General features: G+C 54.2%; 14 protein-coding genes. 13 read left to right on the top strand and 1 reads right to left on the bottom strand.

Translation table 11 applies throughout. The features are described 5' to 3' along the window. The first annotated feature begins 138 nt into the window (after positions 1-138). The 11 genes from VD17_RS31630 to VD17_RS16490 all read left to right on the top strand — a co-directional run bounded on the left by VD17_RS31630 (position 139) and on the right by VD17_RS16490 (position 10,394). Positions 139-315, top strand: a complete 177-nt coding sequence (locus VD17_RS31630) for a YncE family protein (protein ID WP_259674564.1) — start codon at positions 139-141, stop codon at positions 313-315. Between the two features lie 374 nt (positions 316-689). Further along, positions 690-959, top strand: coding sequence for a DUF2933 domain-containing protein (locus VD17_RS16535; RefSeq protein ID WP_046054710.1), 270 nt, complete (start codon positions 690-692; stop codon positions 957-959). 2 nt (positions 960-961) lie between these two features. After that, positions 962-1,609: a methyltransferase family protein gene (locus VD17_RS16530; protein WP_046054709.1), complete on the top strand. Its 648-nt coding sequence runs from the start codon at positions 962-964 to the stop codon at positions 1,607-1,609. Between the two features lie 314 nt (positions 1,610-1,923). Next, the gene (gene ppk2 / locus VD17_RS16525; protein ID WP_185753164.1) at positions 1,924-2,799 is read left to right on the top strand and encodes a polyphosphate kinase 2; all 876 of its coding nucleotides are present in this window, start codon (positions 1,924-1,926) and stop codon (positions 2,797-2,799) included. A 22-nt stretch (positions 2,800-2,821) separates the two neighbouring features. After that, on the top strand, positions 2,822-5,248 hold the full coding sequence (locus VD17_RS16520; RefSeq protein WP_046054708.1) for a heavy metal translocating P-type ATPase: 2,427 nt from the start codon (positions 2,822-2,824) through the stop codon (positions 5,246-5,248). Between the two features lie 909 nt (positions 5,249-6,157). After that, on the top strand, positions 6,158-6,790 hold the full coding sequence (locus VD17_RS16515; protein ID WP_046054707.1) for a LemA family protein: 633 nt from the start codon (positions 6,158-6,160) through the stop codon (positions 6,788-6,790). Further along, positions 6,787-7,632 (top strand): TPM domain-containing protein, encoded by an 846-nt coding sequence (locus VD17_RS16510; RefSeq protein WP_046054706.1) that lies wholly within the window; start codon positions 6,787-6,789, stop codon positions 7,630-7,632. The genes VD17_RS16515 and VD17_RS16510 overlap by 4 nt, the downstream gene beginning before the upstream one ends. Before the next feature lie 2 nt (positions 7,633-7,634). Next, positions 7,635-8,132, top strand: coding sequence for a TPM domain-containing protein (locus tag VD17_RS16505; protein WP_046054705.1), 498 nt, complete (start codon positions 7,635-7,637; stop codon positions 8,130-8,132). A 61-nt stretch (positions 8,133-8,193) separates the two neighbouring features. Continuing rightward, positions 8,194-8,742, top strand: coding sequence for a general stress protein (locus tag VD17_RS16500; protein ID WP_046054704.1), 549 nt, complete (start codon positions 8,194-8,196; stop codon positions 8,740-8,742). Between the two features lie 51 nt (positions 8,743-8,793). Then, positions 8,794-9,048 (top strand): heavy-metal-associated domain-containing protein, encoded by a 255-nt coding sequence (locus tag VD17_RS16495; RefSeq protein ID WP_046054703.1) that lies wholly within the window; start codon positions 8,794-8,796, stop codon positions 9,046-9,048. Between the two features lie 116 nt (positions 9,049-9,164). Then, on the top strand, positions 9,165-10,394 hold the full coding sequence (locus VD17_RS16490) for an MFS transporter (protein ID WP_259674563.1): 1,230 nt from the start codon (positions 9,165-9,167) through the stop codon (positions 10,392-10,394). Positions 10,395-11,436: 1,042 nt separating this feature from the next. Here the strand turns inward: VD17_RS16490 and flgB are convergent. After that, entirely contained in the window at positions 11,437-11,850 is a 414-nt protein-coding gene (flgB, locus tag VD17_RS16485) for a flagellar basal body rod protein FlgB (RefSeq protein WP_046054702.1), read from the bottom strand. A gap of 404 nt (positions 11,851-12,254) precedes the next feature. Between flgB and VD17_RS16480 the strand changes: the two genes are divergently transcribed. Together VD17_RS16480 and VD17_RS31620 are read left to right on the top strand one after the other, a co-directional pair. After that, on the top strand, positions 12,255-12,461 hold the full coding sequence (locus VD17_RS16480; RefSeq protein WP_046054701.1) for a co-regulatory protein PtrA N-terminal domain-containing protein: 207 nt from the start codon (positions 12,255-12,257) through the stop codon (positions 12,459-12,461). 221 nt (positions 12,462-12,682) lie between these two features. Continuing rightward, a partial coding sequence (locus tag VD17_RS31620) for a multicopper oxidase domain-containing protein (RefSeq protein WP_185753163.1) occupies positions 12,683-13,153 on the top strand: 471 nt, incomplete at its 3' end.

Below are 13,153 nucleotides of genomic sequence, written 5' to 3'. Positions count from 1 at the left end.
AATCGTCCTGACGCCTGATTGAGGTGTACTCCAACCGGACATAGCCCGTGTCACAAAAGGCTTGAAACCGGTCGGTTGTCGCTTAGTGTACGGAAATTTCCGTTTTCTGCGATCTCCCCTTATCGCTCTTGGCGCGCGATGGCCATCAGCAGCGACGGCGCTTATGTGTTTGTAAGCAATATCGAGGCCGGCACCTTCTCTGTGATCGATACTGCCAGCCGCACAGTGGTGGCCAGCCATAAAGTCGGGGCCGGACCCAATGGCATTAGCTACAAGTGCTCGAGTGAGCAGCAAACAACCGCTGGTTTGACTTAGGTCAGTTCTGGTGCTGCTTAGAGGTCTAAACTGAACATCGACATGGCTTAACAGGTCTATGGAATGCTCATGTACTGGTTCCGTCATCACCGCCGCAGTCTCATGCACCTCACCCTCACGGCTCGCGGCGCCGGTCTCTGCCGTCCTGGGAATGAACCTGGATTTCGTCCGGCTGCTGCCGCGGCTGTTCCCCACACCGACGCACGCAGGTGGTACGGCGATGATCAGCAGCTTATTGCCGAGTTGGCTTTCCGCAATTCCACATCGCAGGGTGCATACCTCATCGTCGCCGCGCGACTGCTCGGCCTACGGAAGTTCGGAAAACCTTAGCGTACGATTTTTTCCGAACTCTGTAGGCTCCCAAGGAGAATCTAGTGAAGCACGACCGCCTCCAGCAAAGCTCTGAGCCACCAAGCTTTTGGAACTCGCGCTACTTGATCGGGTTGATCGTTTTTGGCGCCATTGCTACGTATTTTCTGTTAAGCGAGCACCGTGCCCACTTCTTTGGCGCGCTGCCGTTTCTACTGCTGCTGGCGTGCCCGCTGATGCACTTCTTCATGCACGGCGGTCATGGTCACCATCACGGAGACCCGTCGGCCAAAGCCCCCCCTGGACCATCGCAGCCGCCAAAGACTGGAGATTAGTCATGCACGACACCCCGGCTTACGGACTGTGGACGCTCGTCATCCTCAATTCGGCCATCTTCATCATGTTCGCGTTCAGTTTCTTCAAGCCTCAGACCGCACGCGACTGGCGCACTTTCGGGGCGTTCGCAGCCTTCATAGTCGCTCTGTTCGTCGAGATGTACGGCTTCCCGCTGACCATCTACCTGATGGCGGGCTGGCTTCAGACGAAGTTTCCGAGCCTCGACCTACTGTCCCACAACACCGGCCATCTGTGGTCGACGTTACTCGGAGAGAAGGGCGATCCGCACTTCGGTGTGCTGCACATCGCCAGCTATGTCTTCCTTGGCTTCGGCTTCTATTTACTGTCTAGCGCGTGGAATGTCCTATACCACGCGCAGCAGCGCAAAGGTCTCGCCGTGTCAGGCCCGTATGCGCACATCCGCCATCCGCAGTACGTTGCGTTCGTACTTATTCTGCTGGGCTTTCTGTTCCAGTGGCCGACGTTGCTGACCTTGCTCATGTTTCCTATTTTGCTAGTGATGTATGCGCGGCTGGCTATCACAGAAGAGGCGGAGATGCGTAAGCAGTTCGGCGCGGAGTTCGAAGATTATGCGGCGAGGACGCCACGCTTTCTGCCGGCGCTGCGCAAGCGGCTATCAGCCACCTGAAGCGATGTTGCCGGAAGGCTCGCTGGCACTCCTTTAACTCCGTTTATTCCGGCGGCTATGGATCAACACTTGGATCGCGTTAGCAGGTTCAACGACGCAAGCAATCCCATTCCATCTGTCGATTGCTCGGGTCTTGTACCTCAGCAGAACGAGCTTAATGTCAGGGAGGTACCCGTATCGGGTGCGTGTGCAGACAGCGCGTAAGCGCCTAAAAAATCTGCGTCCGTGACACCGACCAAGATCGAATCGGTGGTCACCAAAATCAGTTCTGCCCTGAAGGTCCGAACGACCGAGCTGGACCATGGAGTTCTTCTATGAGCAAAAAGAAAAAAAATGTCAGGGGAAGAGATGCAGTCGCTCTGTCGGTTGCAGGCGGCACAGGTATTACGCCGGCTGAGCTTATCGTCAGCAGGGGGCAAACCGAGGCATTGATCTCACATAATGACTATGCAGCTCAGCTGCGTGTTTTGCAGATTGAGCTGGTCAAGCTGCAGAGGCACTTTATCGGCTGCGGCGATAGGATTCTCGTACTGCTGGAGGGACGAGACGCCGCCGGTAAGGACGGCAGCATCAAGCGCGTCGTGGAGCACCTAAGCCCGCGCGAAACGCGCGTCGTGGCACTCGACAAACCCTCTGACCGCGAGCGCAGTGGATGGTACTTCCAGCGTTTCGTCGTCCACCTCCCCGTGGCTGGGGAGCTGGTTCTGTTCAATCGAAGTTGGTACAACCGTGCTGGCGTCGAGCATGTGATGGGCTTTTGCTCTAAGGAGGAGCATGAGGAGTTCATGCAATCGGTGCCGAAGTTCGAGGAAGTGCTCGTCAACTCAGGTATCAAGCTGCTGAAGTATTACCTCGATATCAGCAAGGACGAGCAGCGGCGCCGACTAGACGAGCGGCAACGTAATCCGCTCAAGCAATGGAAGACGAGTCCGATCGATGCTGTCGCCATTAAACGTTGGAAGGCCTACTCCGCCGCGCGCGACGAAATGCTGATGCGAACGCATACCGTTATCTCACCGTGGCGCATCGTACGGGCTGACAATAAGCGGCTAGCGCGCCTGAATCTTATACGCGACGTCCTCTCGCGACTACATTACGCGGGCAAGAAGAACAAGCTCGTCGAGCCGGATCGAGACATCGTATTCGAATTCACGCCCAATTGCGTCGACGCTCAGAAACTGGCGCGCTGATGTCTGCCCTTCAGGAGCGAACATGAAAACAAGCACCTTCGAAGTAGGGGCGTTAGTCTCCACACTGAGCGCGGCTGGCGTCCATCGACAGATCGCAATGTTATCGGGTGTCCATCATGTCGACGTGAACTATGTGGCCGGCAGTGCCACCGTGCACTTTGACGAAGCGAAAACGTCGCATCAAGAGATCCGCCAACGCATCATTGACTGCGGCTACCATTGCCGAGGTGAACTCGTTCCCGCTCACCTCTGCGAGCCTACAGATCACAAGACCGCAGAAGCGCATAAAGGCCACATGGCACATGGCGGTAGCAAGGGACATGAGCCAAAGGAAATGGAACCGGGGAGTGATCCCCATGCGGACCACAACGTCAAGTCCACGCTACCGATGAGCGACATGACGCACGATATGGGTCATGCGCCCGGCATGTCGATGCAGGACATGGCCAACGATATGCGTAATCGCTTCTTCGTTGCCCTGTTGTTCGCAATTCCTGTCTTCTTATACTCGCCGATGGGCAAGATGTTCGGCGATTTCGCAACTCCATTCGACCTCAATCGGAAGGTTTTTCTGTTCATCGCAGCCACTGGCGCAATCGCCTATCCGGGTTGGCCTTTCTTCATCGCAGCCTGGCGTGCTGCGCGGAACCGGGTGGTCAACATGGCGACCCTGATTTTACTCTCGGTCGGCACCGGGTATGTGTTCAGTGTGGGGGCCACCTTCCTCTACGAAGGTGAGGTGTTCTATGAAGCGGCAGCCGTGCTGCTGGTCTTCATTCTACTGGGCCACTGGCTTGAGATGCGCGCACGCGCGGGTGCCTCGGATGCGATCCGGGCCCTTATGGATCTGGCCCCGCCGATGACCACGGTGCTACGCGCTGGCGTCGAGACCGAGGTGGCCACCTCGGAGGTGCTGACGGGCGAGACGGTCATCATCAAGCCGGGCGATAAGATTCCGGTTGACGGTGAAATCATCGAAGGTAGCTCTGAGGTCGATGAGTCTATGCTGACCGGAGAATCGATGCCCGTGAAGAAGGCTCCTGGTGATGCAGTCATTGGCGCCACGATCAATAAGAGCGGTAGCTTTCGCTACAAGGCCACCAAGGTTGGCGCCGACACGGCGTTGGCCCAGATTGTCAAACTCGTCCAGGAAGCCCAAAACTCCAAGGCGCCCGGGCAGCTTCTCGCTGATCAAGCCTCGCAGTGGCTGGTTCTGGCAGCCATTGCCATTGGTTTGCTCACTTTCGGCGTGTGGTTCTGGGTCCTGGACCAGCCACTGCTGTTCGCTTTGACGCTAACGATCACGGTGTTCGTTATTGCCTGCCCCGACGCTCTGGGCCTCGCCACCCCGATGGCCATAATGGTCGGTACAGGGCTCGGCGCTATGAACGGTATCTTGTTCAAAAACGCCGCCGCACTTGAGAACGCTACCAAGCTAACCGTCATCGTTTTCGACAAGACGGGCACTCTCACACTAGGGCAGCCTGACGTGGTAGAGATGGTCACCGCCCAGGACGTCACCGAAGCTCAGTTGCTGGCTACCGCTGCGGGGGTAGAGAAGTTCTCGGAGCATCCCTTGGCGTTGGCGGTGCTCAAAAGATTGGGGACCTCGCAGGCCGAGGTCGCGACGGGATTTACCAACATCGATGGTCAGGGTGCTCACGCGATGATCGACGGTGAGAGGGTACTGCTCGGTAACTTCAAGCTGATGGAATCCGAAGACATCCCATTGCAGGCGCTGGCCACTGAAGCCATCCGACTCCAGGGTGGGGGCCGAACCGTCGTGTATGTCGCTCGCGCAGGGAAGCTGATCGGTCTAATCGCCATCGCCGATGCCGTACGGCCGACCTCCATGGTGACGATCGCCAAGTTGCAGGAGCGCGGTATAAAGGTGGCGATGATTACCGGCGATAATCAAGCCACGGCCGATCGCATCGGCAAGGAGCTTGGTATTGACATGGTGCTGGCCGACGTGCTCCCAGGACAGAAAGCATCCAAGCTTAAGGAGCTTCAAGAACAGGGACACAAAGTTGGCATGGTAGGCGACGGCATCAATGACGCGCCGGCCCTGACCCAGGCCGATGTAGGTTTCGCGATCGGTGCCGGCACCGACGTGGCTATGGAAAGCGCGCAGGTCATTTTGATGAAAAGCGACCCGTACGATGTCGTCGGTGCTATAGAACTGTCACGTGCGACCCTGCACAAGATGCATCAGAACCTATGGTGGGCTGTTGGTTACAATTTGATCGCCTTCCCTCTGGCAGCCGGCGTCTTCTACCCGTTTACTTTGTCGCCAGAAATTGCAGCATTATCGATGTCGGGTAGTTCGGCCGTCGTGGCAATCAACGCTTTGCTACTCAAACGGACCAAGCTCGCCGGTATCAAGCGTGTACGGCCACAAATTACACCTACGGCCGGCGCGCAGACTTCCCCGGGCGTCTCGTTATAAGCCGGCCGATGTGTCCCACGGGCCCGATCATGCGGCAAGGAGGAACCGACACTGTCGCGACCTATAGCAAGCCTTGCTGCCGCAGTGTGGCTGGCGAGGTCAGTGGATTGCCAGGCAGGTGATGTAGCTCATGCTGAAGTGGCGACTCCCTGCCCTCAAAACAAATACAGCGCTACCCGAGCCAGTTCTATAACACCCTGCGTTTCGGTATGAACTATCAAGAGCCAGGGCAGTGTGAAGTAGCCGCCGATATTTGATGTCATTCCTGTTTCAGGCGCAAAAATCTGTAAAGCTACTGAAAATCAGACCTCTGCTCTCTTGACTCATATTTTCCCTTGAGCCACAGCTTTGCAGGGTGCAAATCACAAGCGACGAGCGGATGAGGTTCATTCTGGTTACTTTGACCTAGATCAATCTATCTTTTCCCTCATCCTCGTACTGTAAATGTATCCACTATCCATAAGAGAAGAGGGAAAACTCATGAAACTGAAATTTTCCCTCAGATTTATATCTACTCTGACTGTAGCCCTGTCAGCTTGCATCTGACTCAACCAGTATGACCAATACTGTCCAGACTTCAGCGGGAAAAAATATCTGAAGAGCGTGATACGTTGATGGCCGAACACATGAACGCTGCGCAGGATGACATGTCTAACCTAAATGGAATGGGTGTGAAATCGTCGAACACACAATAGCGTCACTGCAATTGACGCACAAATAAATACAAACGGTGATGGATCCAACCTGATCTCATCGGCAGCAATGTGATGAGCGGCATTACCGCACCGTGGCGAAGAATTTTTATAAGTAACACTAAGTCATCGCAACCAAAACATGGCAAGGATATTGCCGAAAGGCGCAACAGTCACAATGTTGTCCGGTTTGAAAACCTGTTTTTGGAAAAATAAAATGCGCAAATTATTGATCCTCCTGACAACGGTGGTTGCTTTAAACCTAAGTGGCTGCGGTTACAACACATTCCAGAGCAACGACGAGCAAATCAAAGCGAGTTGGTCTGAGGTAGTAAACCAATACCAGCGTCGGGCAGATTTGGTACCCAATCTGGTCAATACCGTCAAAGGCTATGCTGCGCATGAAAAAGAAGTACTAATCCAAGTGACGCAGGCTCGGGCACAGGCGACTTCCATACAAGTGACGCCAGAGGTGCTTAACGATCCGGCGGCCTTTGCTAAGTTTCAGGCCGCACAAGGTGAGCTTTCTGGAGCGTTGTCCCGATTGCTGGCAGTGAGCGAAAACTACCCGCAACTGAAGGCAGACGCCGGTTTTCGCGATTTGCAGGCGCAACTGGAAGGCACCGAAAACCGCATCGCAGTGGCACGCAACCGTTACATTAAGTCAGTGCAGGAATATAACGTCACGGTCCGCTCGTTCCCCTCCAATTTGACGGCTATGGTATTCGGATACAAAGAGAAGCCTAATTTCACGGTAGCAAACGAAAAAGAGATCGCTAAGCCTCCCGCAGTAGATTTTGGCTCAGCACCTGCTCTTTCCCCAACCGGGAGTCAGGGAGTAGCCAAGTGACCGCAGTACGCACGACAAGCACGGCGGCGTTGTTTGTCTTAATACTTTGCTGGTCCTTCCTCGTGGGGGCTCAAGTTGCGGTCCCCCCACTGACTGGCCGGGTCACTGATCAGACCGCAACGCTCACCGCAGATCAAACAGCCAGCCTTGAGCAAACTTTACGGACATTTGAAGCCAAAAAAGGCACTCAACTCGCAGTTCTCATTGTCCCCAGCACCCAGCCGGAAGCGATCGAACAATATGCTTTACGAGTTGCTGACCAATGGAAGTTAGGTCGGAAAAAGGTGGATAACGGTGCAATCCTGGTCATCGCGAAGACCGACCGTGCGCTTCGCATCGAAGTAGGCTACGGGCTTGAAGGCGTGCTCAATGACGCCACCAGCAAACGCATCATCAGCGAGATCATCACACCGAGCTTCAAGCAAGGAGACTTCTACGGTGGCATTGCTGCCGGGCTCGATCAGATGATCCGGGTAATTGATGGAGAGCCGTTGCCGGCACCCAACGCACAAACTATCGGCGGTGTTACAGACATTCGCCAGTTTGGTCCGCTCATTTTTATTCTTGCGCTCGTGATCGGCAGTGTTCTGCGCCCCGTTTTGGGTAGATTTCCAGGCGCGCTGGTCACTGGAGGTGTTGTGGCCGTTATCGCATGGTTGGTGGCCGGCGCATTGTTCATCGCGTTGGGCGCGGGCGTGATGGCGCTCTTGTTTACGTTGGTCGGTGGCGGTATGGGTGGATACGGCATGGGGGGGCATCGTGGAGGATTCGGGCAAGGGGGTGGTGGCTTCGGCGGAGGCGGAGGCGGGTTTGGCGGCGGCGGCGCATCGGGAAGGTGGTAACGATGAATATCAAACGCATTTTGAACCATCTTGTTATGACCCATTGGCAGGTCAAACGGGCTTTTCCTCCTGAAACGTTGATAGCGATCGAGCAAGCCATCAAAGCAAGTGAGGCTGCACACGCCGGAGAAATCCGTTTCGTCGTGGAGGGTGCACTGGATAGCACGCCGCTTTTCAAAGGCCAGTCCGCGCGAGAGCGCGCTATCGATGTGTTTTCGCAGTTACGTATATGGGACACCGCTCACAATAACGGTGTGCTGATTTATCTTTTGCTCGCTGACCGGGACGTGGAGATTGTGGCCGATCGCGGGATACACGCGAAGGCAGGCCCTCAAGAATGGCAAAGCATTTGTCGCCAGATGGAAGCCGCATTTAAAGATGCCAACTACAAAGGCGGTGTAGTCAGCGGTATTCAGGCGGTTACACAACATCTGATCAAACACTTTCCCGTTGCCGGCGGTGAGCCGAATGAATTACCGGATAAACCAATGGTTCTCTGAGGAGCCCTCTATCGCTGGTGCCAACCAAAAAACTCAAGCACGCTCAACCGAGGAACAGAGCATGACACTCCAACTGGATCAACATGACGCTGTAGTCGCTGTATTCGTTCATCATCAGGATGCAGAGGACGCTGTCCGCAAACTTGCTGCCAGTGGTTTCGACATGACGCATTTCAGTATCGTCGGACAAGGTTTTCATTCCGAGGAAAAGGTTGTGGGTTTCTACAACGTCGGCGACCGAATTAAATTTTGGGGTAAGAAGGGCGCATTTTGGGGCAGCCTTTGGAGCCTGTTCTTCGGCGGAATATTTCTGACCATTCCTGTGATCGGGCCTGTCATGGTGCTTGGTCACTTGGCAGGGATCGTCGTTGCCGCTGTCGAGGGTGCAATTCTGGTCGGTGGGTTGAGCGCGCTTGGCGCTGCGCTTTTCAGCATTGGCATTCCGAAGGACAGCGTCATACAGTACGAGCAAGCCGTCAAAGCTGATGGATTTCTTGTTGTAGCCCATGGCTCCTCGGACGAGATGGCGAGATCCAAAGCGATCCTTGAGTCAAGCAATCCGGCAAGTATTGATCTGCATGAGAGTGTGAAGGTCCATGCAGGAGACTAAAAGCGTATTACTGCGATGTTTGTATTCCCTATCATGAAAAGGAGTATCACCATGCAAAATCAAACGTTGAACGTAACGGGTATGACGTGTGACGGCTGCAGCAGCAATGTGGCGAAAGCGCTGAAAGCAATTCCCGGAGTCCATGACGTAGTAGTGTCGCTTTCGACCGGCGAGGCTGCGGTGCGCTATGACGAGCAACTGACCTCACCCGATCAACTGAAATCGGCCGTGAAAGGCGCGGGCTATGGCGTGGATATGGCTAAGGCCCCGTCCAGTCATCAATCCAAGGGCGGTTGCTGCGGCTAACTCGTCCCTATGATGCCCAGCAGTCAGACCGCAGGCATGACTCGATGGCCTGTGGCTACATGAGGGTCACCAGCGTGCGCTCAGCAGGTTTGCCCGTCGCGACTATGGCCACGCTTATGCTTAGCGTGTTCACTGTGTCGATTGGCTTTGGCATCGTGCTTCCACTTTTGCCCTACCTGATTGAGCGACTCCTGGGCGCGGGAGGTGATGCTGCGCAGGTTTCCCGGCACACGGGATTACTGACGGCTGTCTATACTCTTTCACTTTTTCTATTCGCCCCCCTGTGGGGTCGACTTTCCGATCAACGCGGCCCGCGTGGTGTACTGCTTATTGGACTCCTCGGCTTTGGTGTAACCATGTTGGTATTCTCGTTTGTTGAGAGTCTCGTCGCTGTATACGCCGAGCGTTTTCTGAGCGGCATGTTCGCCGCAGCCGTGACGCCTGTAGCTGCGGCGGTGATAGGAAACGTCAGGACGACTGAACAGGGGCGAGCCCGTCGGCTTGCGCTTGTCAGCGTGACGGGAATTAGCGGCTTCCTGCTCGGGCCGATGCTGAGCGTGTTCGTAACGCGATTTGCCGCAGATACCTTCAACCTCGCCTTGCCGCCAGGATCAGTCGCGGTTCCGCTCGCGGCGACGGGGTTACTCGCCTTTTTAGTGGCTGGTGGAGTTGTGTTTTCTCTGTCAAGTATCGAAGTCCTTGGTCGGTCAACGAAGATATCGAAGGCCTCGGCCGATCAAAAAACATGGCTAGTGCCAAAACTCCTCATCCTCACTTTCATCGTTTCGGTCGGCGTCGGGGTCTTCGAGGTCGGGCTCGCACTGCGTGGTAAACAGGAACTCGGTTTGAGTCCATATCAAATTGCGCTGATGTTCGCCGAGTGCAGCTTGGTCATGTTTGTGATGCAGGCAATCGCATTCTCACCCTGGTTTAAGCCGGACACGACCCGCTGGCTCATCGCCCCCGCGCTCTCCGTGCTCACTGCCGGATTGTTTCTCGTGCCATGGGCGTCTGATTTTAAGTTAATGCTGGTCGTGATCGGTGCGGTTGCGGCCAGCGCCGGCATCCTGTCGCCGATCCTCACGTACTGGATCTCGGCCAAGGCTGGAAGCGCACAGGGCTGGGAACTCGGCAAGCAAACGGCTGCGTCCAGTCTTGGGACAACCTTAGGATCGGCAGCGGGAGGAATCCTCTACAGCGCTGTCCTTCTCCCTAGCGCCTCTTTCGTCTTGAGCGCGAGCTTCACAGTACTGGGTTTCCTGTTAAGCCTCGGGTTGCCGCGTTTACTCATGCTTCCCCATTCATGCCCTCACCCGATATCCGTGCATTCGAGCAAGCAAAAGTGAAGATGAGAACAGAATGGGAACCCGGCTTCTCGGCGCAGAAAATGTCCGCGCTGATCCCACTTACGAACTGATCCCCAGTGGAATACCTAAGAAATCGTGATTCGGATGTTCGAGTAACTACGATGAGTTCGCATAAACTCCACTGTGGAGCCGGGCGTTCAAGGACAGGTCGAGGTTTGCGCCCATCCTTCAGTGAAACCTAAAGTGATTTACGCGGAAACCTTTATAGATAAATAGCTTGCAACGCAAATGTCCTAAATTTTGACTTATCTCGGTATGACTACCATTAGCAAAATCACCAAAGCTATTCAGGCGTTGGATAATGAGGCAAAGGTTTTGGTGGGTCGGCTGCCGGCAAGGACAACGTTGAAAGTAGCGAAAACCCTGAGCGAGTCCGCGCAGCTGTGGAAACGTTGGATTTCCCTTCCAAAATCAGCGCCTGAGGGTGCTGATCCGCTCCAGCGTTAACGCTCCCATACACGGCTCTCCCTGGGCTCATTTCAGATATGAGCCCAGGGCCGAGATGAGCTGATCCACGTCTTCTTGGCGCTTTCCTGGAGTAATAGCTTCAGCACCTATCCAGCCAGCCTCGTTGGTTCAATGAGCACAATGTTGTAGGGATGATGGGGCGACATCGGCTGACACTGATATTACGCTTAGGGAAACTCTTATATGGACGCCTCCCGGAGCTCAATACCATGCTGGCGTATAGGTAGGAGCAGTCTTATATCCGGCCTGTTGTGCAGGCCGGAAAAACCTGCTGGCCCTGATGGGATCCGCTGACGAGGCCACATCTGAAAATCGAGCTGAAGGCTGTGCCCGTGGCTAATATTCCCTACCAGGTTTACCCCGTCACGTTCTGATTAGAGGAAAAACTATGAATTAAAAACAGTAAAGGTCTGCTTTTCGACCGAGTCAGAATTTTTTGAACCTCGTGCGCAGAGGACATCAAAAAACGGTGGGTATTTCAGACCTTCATTAGGGCAATCAGGGCTGAGTCAACCAGCCTGTTCTATAATGCGATTATTGATTTTTTTGGCAACTACTCCCCACGAAAAGCCTTAATCAGGCCTTTAAATGAACCATTGAGTCGAGTGAACGCTGCCTCGAAATGAATTTCATTTTCCGTATACTTCGCAAGTTCGACTTGCTGGTCCACGGTATTTTGGTCAAGGGACGGTTGATTTGGAGTTCTGTAAAGCAAAGCACTCCCATCAATTTCGCCTGTTGATCCGTTCCCAGCAATATGTTTTAGGTTTGTTGTTTGTAACGAAAACTGAGTATCCGCCACCCGTTTTGACTGCTCTGCAAGCAAGGCAGGAAAATCCAAGTCGCGGGCCTTGAAGTTGGGTGTATCGGCGTTAGCGATATTATTGCTCAGTACCTCAGCTCTTTGGCTGCGATAAATTAACGCTCTTTCCGCAGAGCCAACGACTTTTTCAAAATTAATACTCACGCCTGATCACCTGTGTGAAAGTGGAATTACCAGTCCCAACGCAATACGCATATCGAACACTCAAGGTTAAAAGCAATGCGTCCGCGTCGGCGAATTTCAGATCCTGTTCCGCTGTTCCAAAACCGTCGATTCTCCTTGAAAATGACTGGAAGCTTACAAAATCGTAATATATAAATTTTTAAGCGGTTAAATGCGCTGCAATGTTGCGTGGATGAGCGAGACCTTAGGGATTAAACCACCTGCTGTTCAAGAAGAAAGTGTCAACCTGACACAACTGTAATATTCACCTAAGGTTCCTGACAGGGGATGAGTCCTAAAGTTATATCGAGCCTTGAGCTCGGCCCCAAGAATCACCTTTAATGTGAATTCAACGGGGTGACCAAAACTTATTCGAGGATACCCCCATGAAATCCATGAAAACCCTGTTTGTCATAGCCGCTCTGGCCGTCTCTTCTCTGGCGATGGCCGAAGGTGGTGGTGACCGGACATTCGCACGCATAGAAGCGGCCAGGAAGAGCTCCATGGACGCGCACCAGGTTGCGCAGAAACAAGGCACTCAAACGCCGGTAGTGAAGAGCAACGCCAAGGCGGCCGACCAGGCCAAATATTGAGCGGCTTGATGCAATCCCAAGCTGACAGAAATGTAATCACCGTGATGGTTAAAATGTGGCAATTTCTCAGCTCGCCTGCCGTATGAGTTTCGTCATTTGCGGCGGCGGGCAAGGCTCATAAGGATTCGAGACGAACTCCTGAGAGAATCCCCCCAACCTGTAAGCAAAACGCACAGTGTGTTTCGCACGGTTTCCCTTTTGACTGACTGGACATAAATGGCATGCATTCCAAAACCTCTAGGCGGACATTCGTCAAAGGCCTGGCCGCTGGTGGCATTCTCGGCGGTCTTGGTCTGTGGCGCACGCCTGTATGGGCAGTGACCAGCCCTGGCTTTCCGAGCGTACTTACAGGTAACGAGTTTGATCTGTTTATTGGTGAAACCCCTGTAAACATAACTGGCTCGCCGCGCACAGCCATGACCATCAATGGTTCGTTGCCCGGACCTTTACTGCGCTGGCGCGAAGGCGAGACGGTCACACTGCGTGTGAAAAATCGCCTAGACCAGGACACCTCCATCCATTGGCACGGGATCATTCTGCCCGCCAACATGGACGGTGTACCGGGTTTGAGTTTCCATGGCATCGCGCCCGATGGCATGTACGAGTACAAATTCAAGGTGCATCAGAACGGTACGTACTGGTACCACAGCCACTCTGGTTTGCAGGAGCAAGCAGGCGTTTACGGTCCAATC

Origin of the sequence: Pseudomonas fluorescens (genome assembly GCF_000968015.1) — a bacterium.
In the GTDB taxonomy this organism is placed as follows: Bacteria; Pseudomonadota; Gammaproteobacteria; order Pseudomonadales; family Pseudomonadaceae; genus Aquipseudomonas; species Aquipseudomonas fluorescens_W.
The sequence above is the reverse complement of the archived record's forward strand: the minus strand, read 5'-3'. Positions and strand labels throughout refer to the sequence as shown.